Genomic DNA, 25,488 nt, shown 5'->3' with positions numbered 1-25,488 from the left:
GATAGCGCTCGCAGCGCCTTTCCTCGCACCCATCCTATAGGTAACGTGGATTACACATTCTTACAGCATTATGGGATGCTGCAAGTGCAAAATAGACGGAGGCAACGAGATGGCCCAAGACGAGACACCGAAGACTGGTGATGTCGACGCGCTCAATGCGAACATCGCGCGCATCGAGGAATTGTCGCAGCGTCTTGCCACGGCGCTCACCCGCCGAAAGCCAATTCCTCCCGCACTTCAAGGGCCTAGCCAAGAATTGTTCCTCAAGGCAGCCACAGCCTATATGGCCGAAATGATGAACAATCCCGCCAAGATCGTGGAGCATCAGATCGGCTATTGGGGCAAAACGCTAAAACATTACGTTGAGGCACAACAAAAACTGGCTAAGGGCGATCTGGCCCCGCCCACCGACGAGACGCCGACGGATCGCCGTTTCTCGAATCCCCTGTGGGAGACCAATCCCTATTTCAACTTCCTCAAGCAGCAATACATGCTCAACGCCGAGGCTATTGAGACTGCTGTTGACGATATTGAGGGCGTGGACCCGCACGATCACAAGCGGTTGGAGTATTTCACCCGCCAGATCGTCGATATGCTCGCGCCCACCAACTTCCTCGCCACCAACCCCGATGCGCTGGAGCAGGCGGTCGCCACCAATGGCGAAAGCCTGGTGCGCGGGCTGGAGAACCTTGTGCGCGATCTGGAGGATCATGACGGGGAGATGATCGTCAATCTCGCCGACAAGGATGCCTTTGAAGTGGGGCGCAATCTCGGCACGACCAAAGGCTCTGTGGTCTTCCGCAACCGCATGTTCGAGCTGATCCAATACGCGCCGACAACGGAGACGGTGCATAACAAACCGCTCCTGATCTTCCCGCCGTGGATCAATAAGTTCTACATCCTTGATCTCACCGAGCGTAATTCGCTGATCAAGTGGATCGTGGATCAGGGTTACACGCTCTTCGTGGTCTCTTGGGTCAATCCCGATGAAAGCTACGGTGATGTCGGCATGGAAGAATATGTCGAAGAGGGCTACATGGCCGCGATCGAGACGGTCAAGAAGATCACCGATCAGAAGTCGATCAACGTGATTGGCTACTGTATCGCGGGCACCACTTTGGCCATCGCTCTGGGGCTGATGAAGAAGCGGGGCGACAAATCGGTGAACGCGGCGACCTTCTTCACCGCACTCACGGATTTCTCCGATCAGGGCGAGATCGGTGTGTTCCTCGACGACGACTTCGTGGACGGGATCGAGGAAGAAGCGGCGCGCACGGGGGTGATGAAATCGCTCTACATGGCGCGGACCTTTTCCTATCTGCGTGCCAACGACCTGATCTACCGCCCAGCGATCCGCTACTACATGCTGGGCGAGACCCCGCCCGCCTTCGACCTGCTCTACTGGAACGGCGACAGCACCAACCTGCCTGGAAAGATGGCGACGGAATACCTGCGCAACCTGTGCCAGCACGACCATCTGGCGACGAAAGGCTATGACATCGCGGGGGAGACGGTGCATCTGTCTGATGTGACCGTGCCGCTTTGTGCCATTGGGTGCGAGACAGACCACATTGCCGCTTGGGACAGCTCCTATAACGGCGTGCGCAAGATGGGATCGAAGAACAAAACCTTCATCCTGTCCGAGAGCGGCCATATCGCGGGCATCGTCAATCCGCCCTCGAAAAAGAAATACGGCCATTACACCAACGAGGACATGACACTGGAGCCACAGGAATGGAAAGGCACCGCCCAATTCCACGAAGGCAGCTGGTGGCCTCGCTGGGAAAAGTGGCTTTCCAAGCGTTCAGGTAAGCAAATTCCTGCTCGCGTTATAGGTGAGTCGGGCTTTGAAGAGCTTGTGCCTGCGCCGGGCCTCTATGTGAAGGTTGAGTCAAGTGACTGATTTTGATGTGTAAAATTCTGTGTCACTGAGTTTTTCTGCACTGCAGCATTGCGGGGGCTTGATTTTCTGCGTTGCAGCGTGCATATTGTTTGCAGACGCAGAAACGGCAGCCACCGAAATCGTTGGTAGTCCCGCCGTGAGAAAAGCCAGTTTAGGAGTTTTACCATGGCCAAGACCGATGAAATGACCAAGATGATGAAAGACATGATGGGCGCATTCCCGATCGACATGTCCGCGATGCAGGAATCCTTCAAAACCCAAGCCTCCCTTGGTGAGAAAATGTCCAAAGTCGCCATCGAAGCCGCTGAGAAATCCACCGAGATTTCTTCCAAGTGGACCAAAGAAACCCTCGCTAAGGTTGGTGACTTCGCCAAGCTGAAAGACGAGCCCACCGACTACACCAAAGCGATGACCGACTTCGCTTCCTCGCAGGCTGAGCTTGCCGCCGAAAACATGGCTGCATTCGCTGAAGTCGCGAAAAAAGTTCAGATGGAAACCGTCGAACTGATGCTCGCTGCTGGCAAGGACATGGGTGAAGACATGACCGCAGCCGCTAAGAAAGCAACGACCGAAATGACGGCCGCTGCCAAGAAAGCGACCGCGAAGTAAGATCGCACCAATAGTCTGAACTCTGCACCTCCTCCCGCAGACGTTCGGATCGCGAGACGGGTTCCCTTTATCCAAAGGGGACCCGTTTTTGTTTTCTTCGCACCCTCATACCTTGCGTTGCACAGTCCGCGACCCTGACGGCGGCAAATTCCTTTGCTTTTGCAAAATCCATGCCGTAGCCTTTCTGCATTGCGGAATAGGGAAGGGGAGACCATGGCAGACAAGAAAGATCCACTGCTGATCAAACGCTACGCATCGCGGCGTCTCTACAATACCGAGACATCCGACTACGTGACCTTGGAAGACATCGCGGGTTTCATCCGCGAGGGGCGCGATGTTCAGATCGTTGATCTCAAATCAGGAGATGATCTGACGCGCCAATACCTGCTCCAGATCATTGCAGAACATGAAGGCCGCGGTGAGAACGTCTTGCCACTCAACGTGCTGACCGACCTCGTGCGCAGCTACACCACCGATATTCAATCCGTCGTGCCGCAGTTCCTCGCCCAGAGTTTCGAGATGTTCCGCGACAGTCAGGAAAAGATGATCCAAGGCTTTGGCGTCGGCGGCGCGCTTCCAGGGATGGAAGCGATGCAGGCGCAGCAAGAGGCTTTCCTCAAGGCGATGACAGGCGGCATGGCGGGCAACTGGTCCGCACCTGTGCGCGACGACGATCCCGCCGAGGAGACCCGCGACAAGGAAGACCTTGGCGAGATCAAGAAACAGCTCGCCGAACTTCAGGACAAACTGTCCAAGCTGAAATAACCACGCCCCCGCCGCGCACCCCCTCTCGGGTAATGTGTGGCGGCGGCGGTCACATCGGACCGCGAGGGGATCTGTGCGATGAGCGATACCGTCAACCGCCTGACGCTATGGGCTGTGGATGTGTTCCTGACCACGGCGGAAGAAGGCTCGATCACCGCCGCCGCGCGCCGTCTTGGCGCATCCCCCTCCGCGATCTCGCAACAACTCACCAATCTTGAAGCGCTTTTCGGGGCCGAATTGCTCAACCGTCGCGAACGGCCTGTTACGCTCACGCCTGCGGGGCGGATTTTCCGACCGCGTGCGCAGAGGATTCGCGACGAGGCCAACAGCGCGCGCTCGGATATGGCACGGCTGGATCTGAGCCAGTTGGGCAACCTGCGGCTCGGAATGGTTGAAGATTTCGAGGCCACCGTCACGCCGCAACTCATCACGGGCATGGCCGAGCATTTGAAAAACACGCGATTCGAGTTGGAAACGGGACCGTCGCACCGCCTTCTTGACGCGTTAGAGCATCGCGCCTGTGACGTGGCTGTGGCTGCCGACATGGGAACGCACGCGCCGTGGATGGAGGTGCGCCCGCTTTTGCGTGATCCCTTTGTCGCCATGGTGCCCAAGGGGATGCGCGCGGATCAGGCGCTGGCTGAAGGCCTGCCACTTATCAACTACACCCGCCGCCATGCTATGGGCCGCGAGCTCGCCAGCCATCTCTTGGACGCGGGCTTGGCCCCTGCGCAGCGGTTCGAGTTGGACAGTTATCGCGCGATGATTGCCATGGTTGCGGCAGGGAATGGCTGGACCATCCTGACCGCACTCGGCGCGTTGCACGCGGGACGGTTCGCGGATCAGATCGAGGTGGAGGAAATGCCCGTTGCCCCGCTGGAGCGCCGCTTGAGCCTGTTTGCCCGCCGCGACGAGATGGGCGAGATTGCCGACGACATCGCCGCCCGTCTGCGCAGGCTCATTGGCGACAATATCGTGACCCCCGCGCGGGCCGATTGGCCGTGGCTCGGGGATCGTCTTTCCGTGTTGGGCGGGTGACTACTGCGCCGCGACCTCATCGGCGCGGACGGATTTCGCCTCACCTGCTGCGGCGATCAACGCATCCGCGATGAAATCGAGATCGGCGCGTTCAAGCCGCGCAGGCAGGCGCGTGTCGCAGGCTTTCGAGAGCATCTCGCGTGTCTTGGGCAGATCGGGTGTCTCTCCCAAAAACTCCCAGTTCCAGAACGCCCGCGCATTGTCCGTGGACAGGCCAAAGACCTGAACCGAGACACCGCGCGCCTTGGCCGCTGCCTGAAACGCCGCTGCTTCCTCGCGGGAGAAATCGACCAGATTGAACTGGAGGCTGTCGGGCGCGCGTACCTCCTTTTCGAGTTTCGCAGGCACCGTCAGATGCGGGCAAGCCTCAAGCCGTTCGGCCACATAGTCATGGTTCGCACGACCATCAGCCACGCGACGCGGCACTTCCTTGAGCTGCGGACGCACGATGGTGGCCGACATATTCGACAGGCGCGTATTGTAGAGCGGCAGCTTGTTCTGCCAACGTGCGAAAGCCTCGACCAGTGCATTGTCGCGTTGCGGATTGTGCTTGGCCCAGTTGTGCTCGTAAGCGCCCGACATGATGACTGCGCGGGCGATAACTTCCGGGTCGTCGGTGATCAAGATACCACCTTCGCCCGCGTTAAGAAGCTTGTAGGACTGGAAGGAGAAACAGCCGATTTTCCCGATCGTGCCGATATTCTGCCCGTCCCACTGCGTGCCAAGCGAATGCGCGGCGTCCTCGATCAGGGGGATGCCGCGCGCGTCACAGGCCGCCTTGATTGCGTCCATGTCGGAGGTGTGGCCGCGCATATGCGAGATCATCACCGCGTCGGCGTCCGCGATCTTGGCGTGGAAGTCGTCGAGGTCTACGCGGTAGTTGTCGCCGCATTCCACCAAAACGGGTTTGCAATTGGCGTGAACAATCGAGGAGGGCACGGCGGCAAAGGTGAAGGCGGGGATCAGCACCTTCGCATCACGCGGCAGGTCAAGCGCCTTGAGCGACAGGAACAGCGCGGCGGAGCAGGAGGCCACGGCCAAAGCGTAACGGCTGCCCATCATCTCCGCGAACTCGCGCTCCAGAAGCGTCACGGGCGCGTTTTCGGGTGCCGTGTAACGAAACAGGTCGCCCGTCTCCAACAGGCGCAACACCTCGTCGCGTGCGCTTTCGGGGATCGGCTCTGCATCGTAGACATTTGGCCCGCTGGTCATTCTTTTCACCATTTCTAAATTCCATCTTTGGAATAACTGTAAAGGGCGCGCCGCCATGAATCTAGCGTGCTGCAGCGAGAACGGCGGGTTTTCGCAGAAATGTCACAAATGAGCGGATGGATCGCGCTGATCGAGCGCCCCGCGGCCGTCGCGCAGGAATGCCGCAAGCATCGCCCCCACGGTGGTCTCGTCATTCGGCTGCCCGCCCTGCGCCCGCGCCGCGTCAAGCACCTCGGGAGGGTAGGCGGGGGAGCCGTCAAAGGCGCGCAGGTAATCCGAAACCACGGGATTGGTGATTTCGGGATGGGGCTGCAATGTCAGGATCGTGTCGCCGTAGAGCAGCGCGGCATTGGCGCAGGTCGGGTTCGACGCCACTACCTCCGCCCCTTGCGGCAGGGCTACCACCTGATCCTGATGCCATGCGTTGAGATGCAGAGTGCCAAGCGTGCCAAAGTCATAGGCTCGTCGCCCCACCGACCAACCGCCCGCGTATTTCTCCACGCGCCCGCCGAGCGCCTGCGCGATGATCTGGTGGCCGAAGCAGATACCCACCATCCGCCGACCTTCCGTGTGGCAGTCGCGGATGAACTCTTCCAAAGGCGGGATGAAGGCGTGATCCTCGTAGGCGCCGTGCTTCGACCCCGATACCAACCACGCGTCGCAGTCCGTAATGCCCTCGGGAAAGACCATATCGACCACGTTATAGGTCACGATCTCCACGTCATGCGGCGCAAAGAGACGCGTAAACATTGCCGCGAAATCACCATGCGTCTCGCGCACGAGGTCGGGGGGATAGCCGCATTGCAACACGCCAAGCCGCATCACAGATGCCTCACCGAACGATTTGCGGACGGATACGCAGACGCGGGCGCTGCGTCTGCGGTAGGTGACGGTTAAGGCGGCGGTTGATCGCGCCAAAAGTCAGGATAACGGCCAGCGTCAGCACAACGAAATACCCCGCCACGATGGGATAAGGCACGAAGGGGTTGAAAGTCTTCTCCGCGAAATAGGAGGCATAATAGAGCGCATCGCCCTTCTGCTGCCACGCGGGGAAGCCCGAGAAAAACACCAGTGCTGTGGCGTGGAAGAGGAAGATAGCCTCGTTGGTATAGGCGGGCCACGCCAGCCGCATCATCGTCGGCCACGTGATACGACGGAACCGAGTCCAGCCTGTAATGCCGTAGGCATCCGCTGCTTCCAGATCGCCCTTGGGCACGGAGCGCAGAGCGCCATAGAAAATCTCGGCGGAATAAGCGGAGGTATTGAGAAACAGCACAATGAGCGCGCCCGCCCATGCCTTTGTCAGATTGGCCGTGGCGAGTGTGATCCCGAACAGCTCGATCCCGACACGCGGCAGGTTGACGAACAATTCGTAGGCCAGAAAGAACTGGATGAAGAGCGGGGAGCCGCGAAAGATAAAGATGAACCACTCGGCGGGCTTGCGGATGAGGGGCGCAGGGGTGGCCTTGGCAACGGCCAGCGCAGTGGCGAAGAAGAAGCCAAAAGCCAGCGCCAACGCGCCGAAATAGACGTTCCACAACATCCCCGACCCGATCAGCGTCACCTGTTCGCACAGGGTGATATCCGCGCGCGGCAGAAGGCGTTCCCCGATGCCGATGGAGCGCAGCGCGTAGTCGGAAATGGTCTGTGCGCAGCTCATCCCGCTTTCCTCATCTCTTCGCCGAGTGCCGTGGCCTGACCATGGGACAGGCGGCGGGTGATGCGGTCGAGGACGACCTCGGAGACGCGGGTGAAGCTGAGGTAAAAGACCAGCAGCCCAAGGAAATACCACAGCCGCCAGTCAGGGTGCGGATAGCTGTATTGCGAGGTTTTCGACGCGCCAAGCTCGCGCGCCCAGTAGACGATATCTTCCACGCCAAGCAGGAAGAGCAGAGGCGTGGCCTTGATCAGGATCATCCACAGGTTCGACAGGCCAGGCAGGGCGAAAAGCCACATCTGTGGCACCATCACACGCCAAAACGCCTGACGGTGCGACATGCCATAGGCTTCCGCCGTTTCGATCTGGCCATGAGGGACGGCCCGCATCGCGCCCGAAAGCACATTGGCGGCAAAGGCGCCGAAGACGATGGCGAATGCCACCACGGCGAGCGCGAACCCGTAGGCCTCGTGCCAGAACTGTGGCGCGGAGTTGAGCGGCATTTTAGCTTCCGCACAGACGAGGAAGTCATTGCCCTGTCGGATTGGCTCGGACCAGTCGGGGCACTTCACCTTATGGCGCAGCCACTCGATGCCCTGATCCATGCCGAAGGGCACGAAGAGAAAGAAAACAATGTCGGGGACGCCGCGCACCATGGAGGTGTAGGCCGTCCCGATCCAGCGCAGCGGCGCAAAACGCGCACGTGCCGCCATCGCGCCCGCAAAGCCGAAAGCCAGCGCAATCGGCGCGGTGATCGCAAGAAGCGCGAGCACCACGAAAAACGACTGGTAGAACAGCATATGCTTGCCCGTCGTGAGATAACACGCAAGCCAGCTCAGTCCTTCGAGGCTGTCGGGGTCACTGCAAAATTGAAACATCGCGATGCGCGTATAAAGAGGCGGGGGCTCGCGTGGAGCCCCCGCCGATACCTGTCAGATCAATAGGTCGTGGTTTCTTCGCCGAAGTATTTGATGAGCAGCTCGTTGAGCGACCCGTCAGCCTTCATCGCGTCGATTGCGGCGTTAAGCTTGGCTTTCAGCTCGGTGTCGCTTTCGCGCACGCCGACACCGATACCGCCACCGAGCGGGATATCGTCGCCTACGAACATGAAGCCGTTTTCTTCGACGAAGGGCACAAGCGCGTCCTTGTCGGCGAACACGGCATCAACTTCACCGTTCTGAACGGCGGCGATGGTGTCGTCGAGGGTTGCGTATTCCACCAGCGTCGCGCCGGTTTCGGCCACGTAGCCCGCTTGGATGGTCGAGGTCTGACCTGCGATCACGCCACCTTCGAGGTCCACGTCTGCGCTCAGAGCGGCGTAGGCGGAGGCGGTCGGCGGGTAGTAGTCTTGCGTGAAATCAATCACTTCGTCACGTTCTGCGGTGATCGACATGCCCGCAATGATCGTGTCGTAGTTGCCGCTCACGAGGTTGGGGATGATAGTGTCCCATTCGTTCGTCACCCACTCGCACTCAAGCTCGGCGATCTCGCAAAGTTTGTCACCCACTTCGCGCTCGAAGCCAGCAACTTCGCCGTCATCGTCGATGAAGTTATACGGAGGGTAGGCGCCCTCGGTGCCCATGCGGATGGTGTCGGCGGTCGCAGCACCAGCCATCAGCGCCAATGCGGCGGCGGAAAGGATCAGTTTGTTCATTGAGTTACTCCCAGGTTTGGTTGCGCATTTTTTCAGGCCGGCACAGTCGCGCTCAAAAACTGTTGCAGGCGTTCGGATTTGGGATTTCCGAAGAGTTCCGAGGGCGCGCCCTCTTCTTCGATCAAACCCTTATGAAGAAAGACAACATGGTCGGAAATATCAGCCGCCATGCGCATGTCGTGGGTGACGATAAGCATGGTGCGGCCTTCCTCGGCCAGCGCCTTGATCACGCGGATCACCTCTTGTTCCAACTCAGGGTCAAGCGCCGATGTCGGCTCGTCAAACAGCAGCGCCTTGGGCTCCATGCACAGCGCCCGCGCAATCGCCGCCCGCTGCTGCTGGCCGCCCGACATCTGCGCAGGGTAGACGTCGCATTTGTCGCCGATTCCCACCTTGTCGAGATACATCCGCGCGCGTTCCTCGGTCTCTGCCTTGTCGCGGCCAAGCACCGTGACGGGAGCCTCCATGACGTTTTCGAGAACCGTCATGTGGGACCAGAGGTTGAATTGTTGAAAGACCATCGAGAGGTTCGTGCGGATGCGCATGAGTTGCTTGCGATCGGCGGGGCGGCGGTTGAGACCCGTCCCTTTCCACGCAATCGGCTCACCCTCGAAAAGGATTTCGCCCTGCTGGCTGTCTTCAAGCAGGTTGGCGCAGCGCAACAGTGTGGATTTCCCCGAGCCTGACGAACCGATCAGCGATACCACATGGCCACGCGGCGCGGTCATCGACACGCCCTTGAGCACTTCGAGATCGCCATAGGCTTTATGCAACCCGCGAATCTCGATCACGGGGGTCGCCGCAGCGGTAACTGGCGCCGCCGCATCGGCGGAATTTGAATCCTTGGTCAACATCGAACCGAGTTAGGGCGAAAATTGAGGCAGATGCAATAATGATTAGCACGATGACGGCGCGTCGCGTGGAGAATTTCGCGAATCCTCCCCTCCGTGGCGCAGGTTTGTGCAGTTTGCGAAGCCCTTCGCACCCGACATCCTGCGCACAGGGTGCTCAGGCTTGCGCCCTCGCTTACCCTTGGGCTTCGACGTTCTTGCGCGCCAAGGCACTGTCGCGGTCATTCACGCCCAGAAGGTTGGCCACCAGTCGCAAGAGCGCATCTTCCTCGTGGTCGCGTTTCCCGTCAGCCAGAACCACCGACCAAAGCGCCTCGATCACGGTAAACCGGTCCTCATAAGGCACCGCATCCTTGATCGCGCGGGTGAAGCGCACCGTGTCGGGGGCCTCCTGCTCCAACTGCTCGGCCTGCGCACGTAACCCAGTCGCCTCATTCGGCGAAAGCCCGTAGCGACGCGCCAGCGCATCATCGATCATTTTTTGCTCGGTGGGGTCATAGCGTCCATCCGTTCGCGCAACGCGCACCAAAAGGGCGGCAAGCGCAAGACGGGCATCTGTGTCGGGCAGGCGAGGCGGGTCGGGCTGTATCAGCTTTTTGAGAAATTCTGCGAACATGCCCAGAGATATAGGCCTCCCGCGCGTCAAGGGGAAGCCCGCACTGATTGCGATTGCGTGAGTGCCCTAGTGAAACAGGATCGGAAGGAGCGAGGCCACGAGCAAAAGCGCCATGGTCCAGTTGAAAACCACCAGCCGCCTTTGATCGGACAGGAGCCGCCGCACCTCCGTTCCCAACCACGCCCAAAGCGTAATCGCGGGCAGGTTCACCGCGAGAAACCCCATGCCCACCAATGCCGCCGCCGTCCAACCCGCGCCCTGCGCATAGGTTGTCTGCGCACCGATTGCCATGATCCAAGCCTTCGGGTTGACCCATTGAAAGGCCGCCGCCTGAAGAAAGGTAAACGGACGCCCTTCGGCCTGACCCGCGCGTGGGGGCGCGGCGTGGGCGATCTTCCACGCCAGCCACAACATGTAGAGCACCGAGACCACTAGCATCACACGCCGCAGAACGGGAATGGTCTGGAACAGGGTGGCAAGCCCCAGGCCGACCACAAAGACCATGAAGGAATGGCCCAGAGAGACCCCGAACATATGCGGCAGCGTGCGCCGTAATCCGAAATTTGCCCCCGACGCGAGCAGCATCAGGTTGTTCGGCCCTGGTGTGACCGAGGCGACGAAGGCGAAAGAGAGCAGCGCGAGAAAGAGGGTTATATCCATGGGCGCAATTTAAATGCGCTTTGTCTCCTATTGTGTGCAATCTTGCGCGTATTGGATTGAATATTCGCAAGGAATAGTGGTCATGGACAAAATTTATGAGAATATCTTGCGTGAGCTTGTGCGCGACGGCCGCATCTCTAACCAGAGCCTCGCCGACCGCGTTGGTCTTTCCGCCTCCGCCACTTCGCGGCGCGTGGCCGAACTGGAGCGCAGGGGTGTCATTCGCGGCTACCGTGCAGTGACCGACCCGAAGGCCACAGGGCGCGGCTTTGCCACCTATATCGCCGTGGGTCTCAAGGTGCATTCCAAGGAGGCGCAGAAGGGATTCGAACGCGCTATGGCCGTCGCGGATGAGGTCGTCGAATGTCACAATATCGCGGGGGCCTTTGAATATCTCCTGCGCGTGGAGACCCGTGACATCGAGCGGTACAAGCAATTCCATACCGAGGTTCTCGCCACGCTTCCGCAGGTAGCCTCGATCACCTCCCATATCGTCATGGAAAGTCCCAAGGATCTGCGCGCGTAACCGCTCAATTGGGCGGGCGCGGCGTTTCTCCGGTTCTGCCCTTGCGCTGCGCATGATAGGCGGGATCGACATCTCCAAACGCGCAAGGCCCGCCATGTATCGCCCCAACAACACCGCCATCGACGACCCTGCTTTTCTGCGTTCTGCCATGACGGAGTTGTCGTTTGGCGCGCTGGTCACGCCGCATACCGAGGGCATCGAGATCACCCATGTGCCGTGGCTGGTGCGCGAAGAGGCGGGGAAGACCTATCTCGAAAGCCACATCGCGCGCGCCAACCCGCATTGGCAACTGGCAGGGCGGGGGCGATCCGTGGTGATCTTTCAGGGGCCGCAGGCCTATATCTCCCCGAGCCACTACCCCTCCAAACAGGTCCACGGGAAGGCCGTGCCGACATGGGCCTATATCACCGTCCATGCCCACGGGAGCCTTATGGCGATTGACGATGGCAACTGGCTTCATGCCCACCTTGCCGCACTGACCAACCGCCACGAGGCGGGTCGCGCCGATCCGTGGGCCGTATCCGATGCTCCCGTCGCCTATATCGCCGCGCTCAAACGCGGGATCGTCGGGCTGCGTGTCGAGGTGGCGCGGATGGAGGGCAAGTGGAAGGTCAATCAGGACAAGAGCGAGCAGGACCGCGCGGGCACCTACCACGGCCTCATGGCCGAGGGTGGTGAACAGGGAATCGACATTGCCCAAGCACTCGCGAGCTTTCCTAAATCGGAGGGGTGAGGGGCGGTCGCGTCGCCGCGTCCCCGCGCGGGATGGCTTGTGCGTGAGGTGAGAAAAAGGCGCCCCAAGGGGCGCCTTTTGTGCATTGGTGCTGATGTCGTCCTGACGCCCGATTGTTTGAAGTCACCGTCATAAAGACACGCAACGCTTGCAAATGGCGGTCACAAAGACATGCGACACTTGCAAACCCGCGCCCTAAAGACGTTGAACCTTCCGCATTAGACCAGTCGCGAATTTTCCTTCGCCGCTCGGATGAAATCGCGGAAAAGCGGCGCGGGGGCGAAGGGTTTGGATTTCAGTTCGGGGTGATACTGCACACCGATATACCACGGGTGATCCTTGGCTTCGACGATCTCGGGAAGCCGTCCGTCGGGCGACATGCCAGAGAAGATCAGCCCGCAGTCTTCGAGCTTTTCGCGATACTTCGTGTCCACCTCGTAGCGGTGACGATGGCGTTCCTCGATCTCGGTCGTGCCATAGACTTCGGCCACTTTCGAGCCTTCCTTGAGAACCGCCGTGTAGGCGCCCAAACGCATGGTGCCGCCTTTGTCGTCGGTCTCCTTGCGGCGCACGGTATGGTTGCCCTGCACCCATTCCTTGAGGTGGTAAACCACGGGTTCAAAACGCTTTTTACCTGCCTCGTGGTCAAATTCCTCGGAGCCTGCCGTCTCGATCCCTGCCAGATTTCGGGCCGCTTCGATGACCGCCATTTGCATGCCGAGACAGATGCCGAGGTAGGGCACCTTGCGCTCGCGCGCGAATTGCGCGGCCTTGATTTTGCCCTCTGTCCCGCGCTCGCCAAAGCCGCCAGGGACGAGGATCGCGTGGTAGCCTTCGAGGTGCGGGGCGGGGTCTTCTTTCTCAAAGATCTCCGCGTCCACCCATTCGACCGAGACCTTCACACGGTTGGCCATGCCGCCGTGGGTGAGCGCCTCCGCGATGGACTTGTAAGCGTCTTCAAGCTGGACATATTTGCCCACAATAGCGACCTTGACCTCGCCCTCGGGATTGAAAACCCGATCCGCAACATCGTGCCAAACCGTCAAATCAGGCTTCGGCGCCGGCGCAATCCCGAACGCATCCAGCACTGCCTGATCCAACCCCTCGCGGTGATAGGCCAGCGGGGCCTCATAGATGGATTTCAGATCGGGTGCGGCGATCACATCCTCAGTGCGGACGTTACAGAAAAGGGCGATTTTCTCGCGTTCCTTTTCGGGGATCGGATGCTCGGAGCGGCAGACCAACACGTTCGGCTGCAAGCCGATGGTGCGCAGCTCCTTGACCGAGTGTTGTGTCGGCTTGGTCTTCAGCTCGCCCGACGCGGTGATATAGGGCAGCAGCGTGAGATGCATGAAAATGCACTGTCCGCGCGGCTTGTCCTGCGCGAATTGACGGATCGCCTCGAAGAAGGGCAGACCCTCAATATCGCCGACCGTGCCGCCGATTTCGCAGAGCATGAAGTCCACCTCATCGTCGCCGATGTCGATGAAGTCCTTGATTTCATTGGTGACGTGCGGAATGACCTGAATGGTCTTGCCAAGGTAGTCGCCGCGACGCTCCTTCTCCAGCACGTTGGTGTAAACGCGGCCCGATGAGATCGAGTCGGTGTTGCGCGCAGACACGCCTGTAAAGCGTTCGTAGTGGCCGAGGTCGAGGTCGGTTTCCGCGCCATCGTCGGTGACAAACACTTCGCCGTGTTCGAACGGGCTCATCGTGCCTGGATCAACGTTGAGATAGGGGTCGAGCTTGCGCAGGCGCACCGAGTAGCCGCGTGCCTGAAGCAGGGCGCCAAGGGCCGCGGATGCGAGGCCTTTCCCCAATGAAGATACAACACCGCCGGTGATGAATACGTAGCGTGCCATGGGTTGAGGAGGCTCCCGTGATAGTCAAAAAAGTCTTTGCACAGGCGATCGAATATCACCTGCATCACGGGATTTAAGAGCTATCAGATTCGGCCGTCCCGCGCAACCAAACCGCTACATGTTGCGGGATATTTTCCCGCAACGCCAAGTTTTAGGGGTCGTTTGCCGTATCAGTCGGCGCGCGGCGGTGCCACAGGCGCATCTGTCGCGGAAGGCGGCAGGAGGCTGTCGCCGTCAGGCAGCGTGGGTGTGACAGGTGCGTCGACGACCTCTTCGAGAACGGTGTCGTTGATCACCGAACCGGAGCTGGCTTTCTGACGTGCGATGACTGTCAGGGTGATGGAGGTGATGATGAACCCGGCCGCGAGGATCCATGTCAGCTTGCCCAGAGCGGTAGCTGCACCGCGGCTCGACATGACGTCGCCGCCACCGCCGCCCATGCCAAGTCCACCGCCCTCAGAGCGCTGCAACAGCACGATGCCGATCAGGCAGAGCGCGATGACAAGGTGGATAACAAGAACGACGTTTTCCATGGATCAGACCTTCGATTGGTTCGATGCGGCTACTTAAGGTCTATAACAGGCAGGCGCAACCCCGAAGGCGGGAGGAGGGCGAACTTGTGCGTGCACTCTTGTGCTTTCGTCGCCTGCGCGCCACCAATGGGCCGCAAATCGCCCCGAAATGACAGACGAGAAACCGATGACCCGCCCGATCCACATCCGCCAAGCCACCCTTGCCGACGCCCCCGAAATCGCCCGTGTTCAGGTCGAAACATGGGGCGTGGCCTACCGTGGTCTGGTCCCTGATGCTCTCATCGATCAGATGCGTGTGCCTGACCGCACGACGATGTGGGAAAAGATCCTGAACACCTATGATGAAAGCGGGCGCGGTGCGGCGGCGGTGGCCGAGCGGGACGGGGAAATCGTGGGCTTCGGCTCGTGGAATCCGCAACGCGAGGCGGAGTTGGAGGATGAGGGATTCACGGGCGAAGTGACATCTCTCTACGTGTTATCCGATCATCAACGCGCGGGTGTCGGGCGGGCGCTTATGTCGTGGCTCGGTCACGGACTTGCGGACGGTGGACATGCCGCCGCCGCTCTCTGGGTGCTCAGTAACAACGCGGGGGCCTGTGCCTTTTACGAGGCGCTCGGTGGTGAAGCGATCCGCACCCGCACCGACCCGCATGGCGGTGATGTGAGCGAGACGGCCTTTGGTTGGGTCGACCTGTCTGCGCTCACCCGCTAGGCGGGGTCTGACGCCCCCTGCGCCATAGGTCGCACAGGAGACGCCGTTCGCGTTTTTCGGTTTCATCGCATCGCGCGGACCGTTATACGGGCGCGGGTTTAATCCAACACCAAAGGATTCATCATGGCTAACGTCGTCGTTGTCGGCGCCCAGTGGGGTGACGAAGGTAAAGGCAAGATTGTGGACTGGCTCTCGGAGCGCGCGGATGTGATTGCGCGATTCCAAGGCGGCCACAACGCAGGCCACACGCTTGTCATCGACGGCAAGGTCTACAAGCTCCACGCGCTGCCCTCGGGCGTTGTGCGCGGCGGCAAGCTTTCGGTCATCGGCAACGGCGTTGTCCTTGATCCGTGGCACCTGATTGGCGAAATCGAAACGGTCCGTGCACAAGGCGTGGAAATCACGCCCGAAACGCTGATGATCGCGGAAAACACGCCGCTGATCCTGCCGATCCACGGTGAGCTGGACCGCGCACGCGAAGAGGCCGCATCGGCGGGCACCAAGATCGGCACGACGGGCCGTGGCATTGGGCCGGCCTATGAGGACAAGGTGGGCCGCCGCGCGATCCGCGTGATGGATCTTGCTGATCGCGCCACGCTGGAGGCGCGGGTGGATCGCGCGCTGCAACACCACAATCCGCTGCGCCGTGGCCTCGGCTTTGAAGAGATCGACCGTGACGCTCTGATCGCTCAACTCGAAGAAATTGCACCGAAAATCCTGCCCTATGCGGGCCCTGTTTGGAAGGTGCTCAATGAGAAGCGCAAAGCAGGCAAGCGCATCCTCTTTGAAGGGGCGCAGGGCGCATTGCTCGACATCGACTTCGGCACCTATCCCTTTGTGACCTCCTCCAACGTAATCGCGGGTCAGGCGGCGACGGGTGTTGGCATCGGACCAGGCTCTATCGACTACACGCTTGGTATCGTCAAAGCCTACACCACTCGCGTGGGTGAGGGGCCGTTCCCAACCGAGCTTGAGGATGAAGACGGTCAGCGCCTTGGTGAGCGCGGCCACGAATTCGGCACCACCACGGGGCGTAAACGCCGTTGCGGTTGGTTTGACGCCGCCCTCCTGCGCCAGACCTGCGCGACTTCAGGGATGAACGGTATCTGCCTGACCAAACTCGACGTGCTCGACGGGTTCGAGACACTCAAGGTTTGCGTTGGCTACGAGCTTGACGGCAAGCGCCTCGACTATCTCCCCACTGCGGCAGAAGAGCAGGCGCGTTGCGTGCCGATCTACGAGGAAATGCCTGGTTGGTCGGAAAGCACCGAAGGCGCGCGGACGTGGAATGATCTGCCCGCCAACGCGATCAAATACGTGCGCCACATCGAAGAACTGATCGACTGCCCCGTGGCACTGGTGTCCACCTCGCCCGAACGCGAGGACACGATCCTTGTCACCGACCCCTTTGCGGACTAACTCACGCCTATGGCTATGAGTTACAAAACCCGCAGGCGCCTGTCGCTGTTGATCCTTGTTGTGGGTCTGCCCGCCTATATTCTGGTGGCGACATGGCTCGCGACGTGGATCGCACCGCAATCGATGTTGGGCGAGTTGGCGATCTATGTGGTGCTGGGCATCATCTGGATCGCGCCGCTTAAGTCTGTGTTCAAGGGGATAGGACAACACGACCCCGACGTGCCGATCAAGCGGTTCGACGACGATCCACTCCCCTGATCGGGATACCTTAGTCTGCGATTTCCAAAGTGAAAAAGGCCACCCGCGCGGGTGGCCTTTTGCGTTGTTGGTTGCGCGCCGATGCGCGCGGGATTAGCCGTGTTTGCGATCGTCGGGGGTGAAACGCGAGCTTTCGGAGACTTGGAACTTGCCGCGCGCGATCTTCTTGATCTTGCCCTGACGCAGAAGTTGGCCAAAGGAGCGCAGACGCTCTTCCAACGGTGTTTCCTCGGGCAGGGCCTCGGCCACCAGACGCATGATTTGCGGGCGCGAAACAGTGTCCTTGCCTTCGACATGGTTGGAGTAAGCAGCGGCGGCTTCGAGCAGTTCGGCGAGCCCTTCGGCCCCGACAGTCTCGGCGTATTCCGCGAAGTCGCTGGCATCGCCCACATCGACCTGCGAGTCGCTCTGCTCCTCTTGCATGGCAATTGCGGCGGCGGAGATGCGGCGCGGGCGCACGGGCGTGATGTCGGCACCAAGCGGCGTGTCCTCGGGCGTGTCGATACGCTGCTCGGAAACCAGCATCAGCGGCGGCAGATTGCGGCGCGTGGATTTGCTACGTTCGGGGCGCACGGGACGCACGACGCGGGCAAGGTCTTCGCGGTAGGCTTCTTCGGGCTCCTGCTTTGGTTCAACTTCGAGGTCGGACTTATCCGCGCGGGTGGCGAGAACTGCGGCCTTGAGGTGGGCGATGGCGGAGCGGCGGCGGGGGCCATCGCCACGTTCCATCTCGCGTTCGGTGGTGTCCAGAATACGCGAAACATCGTCGTCGGTGGCTTTCGAGAAGACGTTCTGCGCCTCGGCCTGTAAGTCTGTGTCCTCGTCGTCTTCCTGCTCCGTGTCGTCAAGCAGGTTGACGGGCGCGTCATCCTCGTCGGAAATTTCTTCGGCTTCGGCTTCGGCTTCGGCTTCGGCTTCGGCTTCGGCTTCGGCTTCGGCTTCGACTTCGGCTTCATGTTCGATCTGGTCTTCGTCCGTATCAATCGCGTCGAAGTCCATGGCGGCAAGTGCGCTCAGGTCGACGTCATCGTCCTGCGCATCCTCTTCCGTCAGATCTTCTGCGGCTTGGCTTTCGGCGGCCACTTCGGCCAGTTCGCGCAGTAATTCGTCTTCTTCGTCTTCCGGCAGGCTGGTCTCGCCCAATTCGCGACGCAGTTTTTCCGCGAGGTCATCTTCCTGCGTGTCGTCGGTTGTGGCGGCCTCTTCCTCTGGTGCGGTCTCTTCAAGCATGGTGTCGTCGCGCTCGGCGGCGGCCATGGCCTTCTGCTCGGCAATCTCGGCCTCGTAGTCGGAGCGGCGCATTTTGATCACGCGAGCACGCACGCGGGTCAGCGGGTCTTGGGGAGCCTCCGCATCTTCCTCGGTCGCGGGCATTGCAGTGGCTTCGGCGATGTCGGCGGCGAGGTTGGGGTCCATCTCGTGTAGGGAAGCATCCTCGTCGACCGTTTCCGCAACATCCTCCTCCGCAATCTCTACCTCATCGGTTTCGAATGCATCGGACAGGTCGATGTCTTCGGCTTTGGTTTCGTCCTCGGCGTCGCCTTCCATCGCGTCGGCTGTGTCATCTTCGGCAACCGCGGCGGTCACATTGGCAAAGAAACTGTCGTCCACATCGGGAAGGTCTATCACCTCGGAAGTCGTGTCGGCGACCTCATCCTCTGCCTCTGCCTCTGCCTCTGCTTCGAGCGTATCGGCCTCGGAGGCCTCCTCTTCGACAAGGTCGTTTTCTGAAGCGGTGTCCTCTTGAACGTCTTCGACTTCCGCAACTTCGTCAGCACTCACACCGTCCAAGGCGGCGAGGTCAGCGATGTCTTCTTCCGCAGCATCCATTTCGGGAGCCGCGATGTCATTGGCTGGATCATTGGCTGGCGCGGACGGCTCTTGTGCAACCTCTTCCTCAACCTCGGCCTCGGCTTCGACCGCAGGGGCGGCTTCGGTGGCAGGAGCAAAGGTGGCAGCCTGCTGGTCCTCGGCAAAGGGCGCATCCTCGCGGTTGGCAACGGCGGCGCGGATGCGGGCGAGTTTCTCGGCAATGGAACCTGCGGGCGCTGCAGAGGCTGCGGCGGCGGTTGTCGCGGCTGCGACAGTGGGGGCAGAGACAGGGGCCTGCGCGACTTCGGCTGGCGCGGCGTCCTCGACTTTTGGTGCAGGCGTGGGGGCGACGACAGCCGCGGCGGGAGCAGAGGCAGGGGCAGCGGCCTCGGGCTCAGGTGTTTCCTGCGTCTGGCGCAGGATCATGCCGTTCTCTTCCATCTTTGTCTCGACACGGCGCTGGATCTCGCGCTCGGCGATGGACTGAAGCATCTGGGGATCAGGGGTCGGCGGCTCGGCACCGAAATACCGGTCGTCGGCTGCGAGGTCGCGGAAGTACTCCGCAATCGACCTCATCGTATTGAACGGATCGTCGAACCCCTCAAGTGTACAGGAGAACGTGCCGTAGGATACGGTGAGGATTTTGCTGTCAGTTACCATAGCTAACTCGCTTTCTGCCCTTGCTTAGCACGCTCATATTTACCATGAATTGGTTCGGAATTAGGAACAGAACAAGGATATCGGCGTGATTTTTTCCTGTCCGAAATGTGGCAAAGGGTCGAAAGTGGACGGGAAAACACCATGCAAGTTCCGGTTTTAACCTCTGAAAACGGGGTGACGGTCACAGGTGGCGGTGAGATTACGCGCCAGACACTTGTGGAAGCGTTAACACATGCGCCCGACCTTGTGGCGGCTGACGGGGCGGCGGGAACCCTGAGGGGATTCGGCCTGACCCCGCGGGCGGTTGTGGGCGATTTCGACAGCCTGGACGAGGCCACGCGCGCCGCACTCGATCCCGCGACCCTCCACCATGTCCCCGAGCAGAACAGCACCGATTTCGAGAAATGTCTGACCCGTGTCGAGGCGCCGTTGATCCTTGCCGTGGGGTTCATGGGCAAGCGGCCCGATCATGAACTTGCGGTCTACAACGCAATTGTGCGCCACTCTGGCCTGCGGGCGGGGGCGCGGCGGGTGATTGTCGTGGGGGAGACGGATGTCTGCTTGCATGTCGATGGAGCCTTGTCGCTTGATTTGCCCGTAGGCACGCGGGTGTCGCTCTTCCCCATGGCAAAGGTGCGCGGGGTGTCGCGCGGGTTGAAGTGGCCGATCGCGGGTATTCCCTTTGCATCCGACGGTCGGATTGGCACGTCCAACGAAATGGCAGCGGAACGTTTGGAGATCGAAATGGACGGGGCGGGGATGCTGATGTTCCTGCCGCGTGCGGCGCTCGGTTCGGTCGTCGCTGCGCTGCGCGCACTTTAACTGTCACGCACTGGGGCGCGTCAGGATGTAGCAGGCCGCGGCGCTCATGCATGCCGCCTGGATCAGCAGGATGATCACCGAGAGACCCAGCACCACGGAGAGCAGAAGGGCCGCGCCCATCATGCCAAGCGCGATGCATTTGTAGCGTGGGGCGATGGCGCCTGTCTCCTCCCAGTCGTGGATCAAGGGGCCAAAGACGGCATGTTCGACGAGCCACAGCCGCAAGCGCGGCGAGCCTTTGGCGAAGAAATAGGCCGCGAGCAGGACAAAAACGGTCGTTGGAAGCAAGGGCAATACGGCTCCGATCATCGCCAGCGCGATGCAGAACCAGCCGATTGTCAGATGCACATATTTCTGGACCACAGCCACTTTTGCTCCGTTCGGGATCGCACCACGCGCCCAATATTATAGTCGCCAAGCTGCATGGCGGCGTCGCGCGGGTTTACCATAGATAGGCCAGATAGCGGCTACCACCAGTGCCTTGCGTCTTTTATAAGCGCAGACGACTCATCGTGGCCAGTAGGGAGGGCTCCATGTCCGAAACACTTTCTCCAATCGACACGGCAAAGTTCGTGGCCGCCAAGCAGGCGGTCGGATTTGTTGAGGACGGGATGAAGCTCGGCCTCGGCACGGGCTCCACTGCGGCATGGATGGTGCGCTGTCTGGCTGAACGTATCCGCGAGGAAGGTCTTAACATCGTCGGCGTGCCCACTTCCACACGCACCGCCGAACTGGCCCGTTCGTTGGGGATCAAGGTGATCTCGCTCGACGAGGCGAAGTGGCTCGACATGACCATCGACGGCGCGGATGAATTCGACGACGAGTTGAACCTGATCAAGGGCGGCGGCGGCGCGCTTTTGCAGGAGAAGATCGTGGCGACCGCCTCCGACCAGATGGTCGTAATTTCGGACGCTTCCAAAAGTGTCGAGACGCTCGGGGCCTTCCCGCTGCCCGTCGAGGTCATTCCCTTCGGTTGGCAGACCTCCAAGGCGCTGCTTGAAGAGGCGCTCAATTCGATGGATGTTTTGGGCCAGTCCGCGACCCTGCGGATGAACGGCGAGGCACCCTACGTCACCGACGAGGGGAACCATATCCTTGACCTGCATCTCCAGCGCATCGGCAACGCGCGGCAACTGGCGCTTGTTCTCAATCAGGTGCCTGGCCTGGTGGAAAACGGGCTGTTCATCGACATCTGCGACAAGGTGGTGATCGGTCACGGTGACGGGCGCGTGGAGGTGCGCGACATTATCACGGGCGAGAACACCGAAGGCATGGTGGAGTTCGCCGATACCGACAATATCTTCGCCGACCTCTAGTACGCCAAGGGGAACGCCCCCGCCGCGCCCTGAAGGGCAGACGGTCTTGCAACAGGCTTCACGACCCCGTCAATACGGATTGGCGGGGTTTTCCTTTGTGCCGTGAGCGCCTACATCTGTGCCAACATTATCGCGGCTCCGCGCGACGGGGCTCCCCAGACCATTCAGAAAAGGCGCAACAAATGGAATTCGACTATGATCTCTTCGTGATCGGCGGTGGCTCGGGCGGCGTGCGTGCCGCACGTCTCACAGCGGCAGGCGGGCAGAAAGTGGCCATGGCCGAGGAATTTCGCATGGGCGGCACCTGCGTCATCCGTGGCTGTGTGCCCAAGAAACTGATGGTGTTCGCCTCGCAATATGCCGCTGCGGCCAAGGAGGCGAAGGCTTACGGTTGGGATATTCGCATGGGGTCATTCGACTGGCCATCTTTTCAAACGCGGCTCAAGGACGAATTGACGCGGCTTGAAGGCATCTACACCAAGAACGCGGGCAATGCGGGTGTGGAGATTTTCCACCAGCGCGCCACGCTCAAAGACCCCCATACTGTGCAGCTTGCCGATGGCACGGAGGTCACGGCCAAGCACATTCTTGTGGCTGTGGGCGGACGTCCGTTCAAACCCGACACTGTGCCTGGGATTGAACACGCCATAACTTCCAACGAGATTTTCGACATTCCCGAACTGCCCAAGCGCATCCTGATCGTCGGCGGCGGCTATATCGCCTCCGAGTTTGCCTGCATCTTTAACGGGCTGGGGGCGGAGACCACGCAATATTATCGCGGGGCGCAAATCCTGCGTGGGTTCGATGACGAGGCGCGTGGCCATATCGCCGAGTTGATCGCGGATCAGGGTGTGGACCTGCACGTTGGCACCGATGTCGAGCGGATCGAGAAGCGCGACGACGGGCTTTGGGTCAAGGCGACCGACGGGCGTGAGGCGATCTTCGATGTGGTTCTCTATGCCACGGGGCGCAAACCCAATACCGAGAGCCTCGGACTTGAAGAGGCCGGTGTCGAGACAGGACGCAACGGCGAGATCATCGTTGACGACTTCAGCCAGACCAACATTCCCTCGATCTACGCCGTGGGCGATGTGACCGACCGTATCCAGCTCACACCCGTGGCGATCCGCGAGGCGGTGGCTTTCCATGAAACCGTGTTCAAGGGCAACCCGACCAAACCCGACCACGTGGCGGTGCCATCCGCGATCTTCACCCAGCCAGAATACGGTTCCGTCGGCATGACCGAGGAACAGGCGCGCGACGAGCGGCCTGTCGAGGTCTACAGCGCCGCCTTCCGCCCGATGCAGAACAGCTTTATCGAGAAGAACGAGCGGGTGATGTTCAAACTCATTGTCTGCGCCGAGACGAGGAAGGTTTTGGGCTGTCACATCATCGCTCCACACGCGGGCGAGATGATCCAGCTTGCAGGTGTCGCGGTCAAAATGGGCGCGACCAAGGAGGATTTCGACGCGACGGTGGCGGTGCATCCGACCATGGCCGAAGAGATCGTTCTGATGCGCGAGCCGATCCGCGTTCACGCGTAATCTGGCCTCCGAGTGGCCTGTTGGGGCGTGTGGCGCAGGCTGCAGGCCCCAAAAGCGGCGAAGCGCGGCCCCTATCGGGGCACAGACGGGCGTATGCCCTTGAAACTCGGCCCCGAAAAGAACACTTTAGTGATTAACCTCGCTCTGCGCAGTTGCGCGGGGCGATTTTGTGCAACGCGGCCATGCAATATGGCCGACGGGACATGACCTAGAAAGGAACGAACCTTTATGGCCAATAATGGCGGACCATGGGGCTCGGGCGGCGGTGACAACCGTGGTAGCTCGGGCGGAGGAGATAATCGCGGGGGCGGCGGCAACGGACGCCGACCTGGTGAGCAGCCACAAATTCCAGAAATCGACGAGATGCTGTCCAAGGGCAACGAGTACCTCAAGGTGCTGATGGGCGGCAAAGGCGGCGGTAATGGCACGGGCGGCGGCGCAGGCGGCGATGGCCCGCGTTTTTCCAAGTCGCTTATCGGCTTTGGTGTGCTGGTCGCCGTGGGCCTTTGGGCCTTCAACTCGTTCTATTCAGTGCGCCCCGAAGAGAAATCTGTCGAGTTGTTCCTCGGCGACTTCTCCTCGATCGGCGAACCCGGCCTGAACTTCGCGCCCTGGCCCTTCGTGACCTTCGAGAAGGTCGTGGTGACTGGGGAGCGCACCGAGAGCATCGGTGTCGCCGCGCAAGGGCAGACGGGTCTGATGCTGACCACCGACGAGAACATCGTCGACATCGACTTTCAGGTGGTCTGGGATATTTCCGATCCCGCGAAGTTCCTCTTCAACCTCGCAGATCCGCGCGCGACCGTTCAGGCCGTATCGGAATCCTCCATGCGTGAAATCATCGCGGCGTCCGAACTGGCACCGATCCTCAACCGTGACCGTGGTCTGATTGCTGACACCGCGCTTGAACTGATCCAGAGCACGCTCAACAGCTACGACGCTGGTATCAGGGTGATCCGTGTCAACCTCGACAAGGCCGATCCGCCCGTAGAGGTGATCGACGCATTCCGCGACGTGCAAGCAGCCGAGCAGGAGCGTGATCGCCTTGAGCGTCAGGCCGATGCCTATGCCAATACCGTTCTGGCGCGCGCACGCGGTACATCCGCGCAGTTGCTCGAAGAGGCCGAAGGCTATCGCGCGCAGGTCGTCAACGAAGCACGTGGTGAAGCCAGCCGTTTCTCCGCTGTTCTGGCCGAATACCTGCAAGCGCCCGAAGTGACCCGCAAACGTCTTTATCTGGAGACGATCGAGGAAATTTACGGAAACGTCGACAAGATCATTCTTGACGAGAACTCTGGTGGTGATGGTGGTCAGGGCGTTGTTCCCTACCTGCCACTCAACGAGCTGCGCCGTAGCACGACCTCATCGAACACGGGAGGGAGCAACTGATGAACCGTCTCTCAATTTTCTTTGGTCTGCTCGTCGTCGCGCTGGTCGTGGCCATGTCTTCGATCTACATCGTCGACGAACGTCAGAAGGCCCTCGTGCTTCAGTTCGGTCAGATCAAGGCCGTCAAAGAAGACCCCGGTCTCTCGTTCAAGATTCCCTTCATTCAGGAAGTGGTTTACTACGACGACCGTATCCTGTCGCTCGACACGCCCGAGATCGAGGTGACGCCCTCGGATGACCGCCGTCTCGTGGTCGATGCTTTCGCGCGTTACCGCATCAATGATGTCGTGCGCTTCCGTCAGGCCGTTTCGACGGGCGGTATCCGCCTTGCCGAAGAGCGCCTCGAAGGGTTCATCAACCCGCAGATTCGTGCCGTGCTCGGTTCCGATGGTGTGACCTCCAACACGATCCTGTCCTCGGAGCGTTCTGCTTTGATGTCGCGGATCACGGAAGCCGCCAACCGTCAGGCACAGAACCTCGGGATCGAAGTCGTCGATGTGCGTCTGAAACAGACGAACCTCCCCGACCAGAACCTCGACGCGACCTTCGCACGGATGCGTGCCGAGCGTGAACGCGAAGCCGCCGACGAGCGGGCGCGCGGTGAAGAAGCCGCGCAGCGCGTGCGTGCGCAGGCCGACCGTACCGTGACCGAGCTTGAGTCCGACGCCCAGCGTCAGGCCGAGATCATTCGCGGTGAGGCTGACGCCGAACGCAACGCGATCTTCGCCGAGGCCTTTGGCGCCGATCCGGAGTTCTTCGAGTTCTACCGCTCGCTGAACGCCTATCGCGCGGGACTTCAGGGAAGCAACACCACTATGGTGATCTCCCCCGATAGCGAGTTCTTCGACTACCTCAAGAGCGATCAGGGCCGTAATGGCCGCCCCGATGCGCCCACTGGGGTCGGCGACGCACCTGCGGGTCAGTAAAAGGACTGATC

26 protein-coding genes are annotated in these 25,488 nt (G+C 60.6%); 14 read left to right on the top strand and 12 right to left on the bottom strand.

Annotated elements, in window-relative coordinates; all coding sequences use genetic code 11:
- The first annotated feature begins 109 nt into the window (after nt 1-109).
- The 4 genes from ACN0SC_RS02295 (at nt 110) to ACN0SC_RS02280 (ending at nt 4,315) form a co-directional block, all read left to right on the top strand.
- Nucleotides 110-1,903, top strand: a complete 1,794-nt coding sequence (locus ACN0SC_RS02295) for a PHA/PHB synthase family protein (protein WP_417248050.1) — start codon at nt 110-112, stop codon at nt 1,901-1,903.
- 165 nt (nt 1,904-2,068) lie between these two features.
- A complete protein-coding gene (locus ACN0SC_RS02290) occupies nt 2,069-2,512 on the top strand; it encodes a phasin family protein (protein ID WP_417248049.1) in 444 nt (147 codons plus the stop codon).
- A gap of 213 nt (nt 2,513-2,725) precedes the next feature.
- Nucleotides 2,726-3,277: a polyhydroxyalkanoate synthesis repressor PhaR gene (phaR, locus tag ACN0SC_RS02285; RefSeq protein ID WP_417248048.1), complete on the top strand. Its 552-nt coding sequence runs from the start codon at nt 2,726-2,728 to the stop codon at nt 3,275-3,277.
- 78 nt (nt 3,278-3,355) lie between these two features.
- Entirely contained in the window at nt 3,356-4,315 is a 960-nt protein-coding gene (locus ACN0SC_RS02280) for a LysR family transcriptional regulator (protein WP_417248047.1), read from the top strand.
- Here ACN0SC_RS02280 and ACN0SC_RS02275 read toward each other — a convergent pair whose 3' ends face one another.
- The 8 genes from ACN0SC_RS02275 to ACN0SC_RS02240 all read right to left on the bottom strand — a co-directional run bounded on the left by ACN0SC_RS02275 (nt 4,316) and on the right by ACN0SC_RS02240 (nt 10,965).
- On the bottom strand, nt 4,316-5,527 hold the full coding sequence (locus tag ACN0SC_RS02275; protein WP_417248046.1) for a DegT/DnrJ/EryC1/StrS family aminotransferase: 1,212 nt from the start codon (nt 5,525-5,527) through the stop codon (nt 4,316-4,318).
- A 102-nt stretch (nt 5,528-5,629) separates the two neighbouring features.
- Nucleotides 5,630-6,349: a type 1 glutamine amidotransferase gene (locus ACN0SC_RS02270; RefSeq protein ID WP_417248541.1), complete on the bottom strand. Its 720-nt coding sequence runs from the start codon at nt 6,347-6,349 to the stop codon at nt 5,630-5,632.
- Between the two features lie 10 nt (nt 6,350-6,359).
- Nucleotides 6,360-7,187: an ABC transporter permease gene (locus tag ACN0SC_RS02265; protein WP_417248045.1), complete on the bottom strand. Its 828-nt coding sequence runs from the start codon at nt 7,185-7,187 to the stop codon at nt 6,360-6,362.
- Nucleotides 7,184-8,062: an ABC transporter permease gene (locus ACN0SC_RS02260; RefSeq protein ID WP_417248044.1), complete on the bottom strand. Its 879-nt coding sequence runs from the start codon at nt 8,060-8,062 to the stop codon at nt 7,184-7,186. Before ACN0SC_RS02260 ends, ACN0SC_RS02265 begins: the two co-directional genes overlap by 4 nt.
- Nucleotides 8,063-8,121: 59 nt before the next feature.
- A complete protein-coding gene (locus ACN0SC_RS02255) occupies nt 8,122-8,838 on the bottom strand; it encodes a transporter substrate-binding domain-containing protein (protein WP_417248043.1) in 717 nt (238 codons plus the stop codon).
- A 32-nt stretch (nt 8,839-8,870) separates the two neighbouring features.
- Nucleotides 8,871-9,692, bottom strand: coding sequence for an ABC transporter ATP-binding protein (locus ACN0SC_RS02250; RefSeq protein ID WP_417248042.1), 822 nt, complete (start codon nt 9,690-9,692; stop codon nt 8,871-8,873).
- A gap of 172 nt (nt 9,693-9,864) precedes the next feature.
- The gene (locus ACN0SC_RS02245) at nt 9,865-10,305 is read right to left on the bottom strand and encodes a TerB family tellurite resistance protein (RefSeq protein WP_417248041.1); all 441 of its coding nucleotides are present in this window, start codon (nt 10,303-10,305) and stop codon (nt 9,865-9,867) included.
- 66 nt (nt 10,306-10,371) lie between these two features.
- On the bottom strand, nt 10,372-10,965 hold the full coding sequence (locus ACN0SC_RS02240; RefSeq protein WP_417248040.1) for a LysE family translocator: 594 nt from the start codon (nt 10,963-10,965) through the stop codon (nt 10,372-10,374).
- An 82-nt stretch (nt 10,966-11,047) separates the two neighbouring features.
- On the opposite strand from ACN0SC_RS02240, the gene ACN0SC_RS02235 reads away from it, so the two are divergent.
- The gene (locus tag ACN0SC_RS02235; protein ID WP_417248039.1) at nt 11,048-11,491 is read left to right on the top strand and encodes an Lrp/AsnC family transcriptional regulator; all 444 of its coding nucleotides are present in this window, start codon (nt 11,048-11,050) and stop codon (nt 11,489-11,491) included.
- 52 nt (nt 11,492-11,543) lie between these two features.
- Nucleotides 11,544-12,224, top strand: coding sequence for an FMN-binding negative transcriptional regulator (locus ACN0SC_RS02230; protein ID WP_417248038.1), 681 nt, complete (start codon nt 11,544-11,546; stop codon nt 12,222-12,224).
- 218 nt (nt 12,225-12,442) lie between these two features.
- Here the strand turns inward: ACN0SC_RS02230 and ACN0SC_RS02225 are convergent, their stop codons facing one another.
- Complete coding sequence (locus ACN0SC_RS02225) at nt 12,443-14,086, bottom strand: CTP synthase (RefSeq protein WP_417248037.1); 1,644 nt, start codon at nt 14,084-14,086, stop codon at nt 12,443-12,445.
- Between the two features lie 170 nt (nt 14,087-14,256).
- On the bottom strand, nt 14,257-14,619 hold the full coding sequence (secG, locus tag ACN0SC_RS02220) for a preprotein translocase subunit SecG (RefSeq protein ID WP_417248036.1): 363 nt from the start codon (nt 14,617-14,619) through the stop codon (nt 14,257-14,259).
- Between the two features lie 166 nt (nt 14,620-14,785).
- On the opposite strand from secG, the gene ACN0SC_RS02215 reads away from it, so the two are divergent.
- The 3 genes from ACN0SC_RS02215 to ACN0SC_RS02205 all read left to right on the top strand — a co-directional run bounded on the left by ACN0SC_RS02215 (nt 14,786) and on the right by ACN0SC_RS02205 (nt 17,008).
- Complete coding sequence (locus ACN0SC_RS02215) at nt 14,786-15,331, top strand: GNAT family N-acetyltransferase (protein ID WP_417248035.1); 546 nt, start codon at nt 14,786-14,788, stop codon at nt 15,329-15,331.
- 123 nt (nt 15,332-15,454) lie between these two features.
- Entirely contained in the window at nt 15,455-16,750 is a 1,296-nt protein-coding gene (locus ACN0SC_RS02210) for an adenylosuccinate synthase (protein WP_417248034.1), read from the top strand.
- 9 nt (nt 16,751-16,759) lie between these two features.
- Nucleotides 16,760-17,008, top strand: coding sequence for a DUF2842 domain-containing protein (locus tag ACN0SC_RS02205; protein ID WP_417248033.1), 249 nt, complete (start codon nt 16,760-16,762; stop codon nt 17,006-17,008).
- Between the two features lie 93 nt (nt 17,009-17,101).
- Here ACN0SC_RS02205 and ACN0SC_RS02200 read toward each other — a convergent pair whose 3' ends face one another.
- Nucleotides 17,102-19,480, bottom strand: coding sequence for a hypothetical protein (locus ACN0SC_RS02200; protein ID WP_417248032.1), 2,379 nt, complete (start codon nt 19,478-19,480; stop codon nt 17,102-17,104).
- A 141-nt stretch (nt 19,481-19,621) separates the two neighbouring features.
- Between ACN0SC_RS02200 and ACN0SC_RS02195 the strand changes: the two genes are divergently transcribed.
- A complete protein-coding gene (locus tag ACN0SC_RS02195) occupies nt 19,622-20,302 on the top strand; it encodes a thiamine diphosphokinase (RefSeq protein WP_417248031.1) in 681 nt (226 codons plus the stop codon).
- A 3-nt stretch (nt 20,303-20,305) separates the two neighbouring features.
- Here the strand turns inward: ACN0SC_RS02195 and ACN0SC_RS02190 are convergent, their stop codons facing one another.
- On the bottom strand, nt 20,306-20,671 hold the full coding sequence (locus ACN0SC_RS02190; protein WP_417248030.1) for a YbaN family protein: 366 nt from the start codon (nt 20,669-20,671) through the stop codon (nt 20,306-20,308).
- Between the two features lie 164 nt (nt 20,672-20,835).
- On the opposite strand from ACN0SC_RS02190, the gene rpiA reads away from it, so the two are divergent.
- The 4 genes from rpiA (at nt 20,836) to hflC (ending at nt 25,477) form a co-directional block, all read left to right on the top strand.
- Nucleotides 20,836-21,618 carry a ribose-5-phosphate isomerase RpiA gene (rpiA, locus tag ACN0SC_RS02185; protein ID WP_417248029.1) on the top strand — a complete coding sequence of 261 codons (783 nt, stop codon included), beginning with the start codon at nt 20,836-20,838 and terminating at the stop codon, nt 21,616-21,618.
- Nucleotides 21,619-21,800: 182 nt separating this feature from the next.
- Nucleotides 21,801-23,162: a glutathione-disulfide reductase gene (gor, locus tag ACN0SC_RS02180; protein WP_417248028.1), complete on the top strand. Its 1,362-nt coding sequence runs from the start codon at nt 21,801-21,803 to the stop codon at nt 23,160-23,162.
- Between the two features lie 228 nt (nt 23,163-23,390).
- On the top strand, nt 23,391-24,551 hold the full coding sequence (gene hflK, locus ACN0SC_RS02175) for an FtsH protease activity modulator HflK (protein ID WP_417248027.1): 1,161 nt from the start codon (nt 23,391-23,393) through the stop codon (nt 24,549-24,551).
- Entirely contained in the window at nt 24,551-25,477 is a 927-nt protein-coding gene (gene hflC, locus ACN0SC_RS02170; protein WP_417248026.1) for a protease modulator HflC, read from the top strand. Before hflK ends, hflC begins: the two co-directional genes overlap by 1 nt.
- The last annotated feature ends 11 nt before the right edge of the window (nt 25,478-25,488 follow it).

This window comes from Celeribacter sp. (genome assembly GCF_048261515.1).
Classification (GTDB): Bacteria; Pseudomonadota; Alphaproteobacteria; order Rhodobacterales; family Rhodobacteraceae; genus Celeribacter.
Note: the sequence above shows the minus strand (reverse complement) of the source record. Positions and strands in the feature narration are given on the sequence as shown.

What these genes read in the sequence shown, in the direction of transcription:
- ACN0SC_RS02295 (WP_417248050.1), top strand. Translation starts at nt 110, where the DNA reads ATGGCCCAAGACGAGACACCGAAGACTGGTGATGTCGACGCGCTCAAT.
- ACN0SC_RS02290 (WP_417248049.1), top strand. Translation starts at nt 2,069, where the DNA reads ATGGCCAAGACCGATGAAATGACCAAGATGATGAAAGACATGATGGGC.
- phaR (WP_417248048.1), top strand. Translation starts at nt 2,726, where the DNA reads ATGGCAGACAAGAAAGATCCACTGCTGATCAAACGCTACGCATCGCGG.
- ACN0SC_RS02280 (WP_417248047.1), top strand. Translation starts at nt 3,356, where the DNA reads ATGAGCGATACCGTCAACCGCCTGACGCTATGGGCTGTGGATGTGTTC.
- ACN0SC_RS02275 (WP_417248046.1), bottom strand. Translation starts at nt 5,527, where the DNA reads ATGACCAGCGGGCCAAATGTCTACGATGCAGAGCCGATCCCCGAAAGC.
- ACN0SC_RS02270 (WP_417248541.1), bottom strand. Translation starts at nt 6,349, where the DNA reads ATGCGGCTTGGCGTGTTGCAATGCGGCTATCCCCCCGACCTCGTGCGC.
- ACN0SC_RS02265 (WP_417248045.1), bottom strand. Translation starts at nt 7,187, where the DNA reads ATGAGCTGCGCACAGACCATTTCCGACTACGCGCTGCGCTCCATCGGC.
- ACN0SC_RS02260 (WP_417248044.1), bottom strand. Translation starts at nt 8,062, where the DNA reads ATGTTTCAATTTTGCAGTGACCCCGACAGCCTCGAAGGACTGAGCTGG.
- ACN0SC_RS02255 (WP_417248043.1), bottom strand. Translation starts at nt 8,838, where the DNA reads ATGAACAAACTGATCCTTTCCGCCGCCGCATTGGCGCTGATGGCTGGT.
- ACN0SC_RS02250 (WP_417248042.1), bottom strand. Translation starts at nt 9,692, where the DNA reads ATGTTGACCAAGGATTCAAATTCCGCCGATGCGGCGGCGCCAGTTACC.
- ACN0SC_RS02245 (WP_417248041.1), bottom strand. Translation starts at nt 10,305, where the DNA reads ATGTTCGCAGAATTTCTCAAAAAGCTGATACAGCCCGACCCGCCTCGC.
- ACN0SC_RS02240 (WP_417248040.1), bottom strand. Translation starts at nt 10,965, where the DNA reads ATGGATATAACCCTCTTTCTCGCGCTGCTCTCTTTCGCCTTCGTCGCC.
- ACN0SC_RS02235 (WP_417248039.1), top strand. Translation starts at nt 11,048, where the DNA reads ATGGACAAAATTTATGAGAATATCTTGCGTGAGCTTGTGCGCGACGGC.
- ACN0SC_RS02230 (WP_417248038.1), top strand. Translation starts at nt 11,544, where the DNA reads ATGATAGGCGGGATCGACATCTCCAAACGCGCAAGGCCCGCCATGTAT.
- ACN0SC_RS02225 (WP_417248037.1), bottom strand. Translation starts at nt 14,086, where the DNA reads ATGGCACGCTACGTATTCATCACCGGCGGTGTTGTATCTTCATTGGGG.
- secG (WP_417248036.1), bottom strand. Translation starts at nt 14,619, where the DNA reads ATGGAAAACGTCGTTCTTGTTATCCACCTTGTCATCGCGCTCTGCCTG.
- ACN0SC_RS02215 (WP_417248035.1), top strand. Translation starts at nt 14,786, where the DNA reads ATGACCCGCCCGATCCACATCCGCCAAGCCACCCTTGCCGACGCCCCC.
- ACN0SC_RS02210 (WP_417248034.1), top strand. Translation starts at nt 15,455, where the DNA reads ATGGCTAACGTCGTCGTTGTCGGCGCCCAGTGGGGTGACGAAGGTAAA.
- ACN0SC_RS02205 (WP_417248033.1), top strand. Translation starts at nt 16,760, where the DNA reads ATGGCTATGAGTTACAAAACCCGCAGGCGCCTGTCGCTGTTGATCCTT.
- ACN0SC_RS02200 (WP_417248032.1), bottom strand. Translation starts at nt 19,480, where the DNA reads ATGGTAACTGACAGCAAAATCCTCACCGTATCCTACGGCACGTTCTCC.
- ACN0SC_RS02195 (WP_417248031.1), top strand. Translation starts at nt 19,622, where the DNA reads ATGCAAGTTCCGGTTTTAACCTCTGAAAACGGGGTGACGGTCACAGGT.
- rpiA (WP_417248029.1), top strand. Translation starts at nt 20,836, where the DNA reads ATGTCCGAAACACTTTCTCCAATCGACACGGCAAAGTTCGTGGCCGCC.
- gor (WP_417248028.1), top strand. Translation starts at nt 21,801, where the DNA reads ATGGAATTCGACTATGATCTCTTCGTGATCGGCGGTGGCTCGGGCGGC.
- hflK (WP_417248027.1), top strand. Translation starts at nt 23,391, where the DNA reads ATGGCCAATAATGGCGGACCATGGGGCTCGGGCGGCGGTGACAACCGT.
- hflC (WP_417248026.1), top strand. Translation starts at nt 24,551, where the DNA reads ATGAACCGTCTCTCAATTTTCTTTGGTCTGCTCGTCGTCGCGCTGGTC.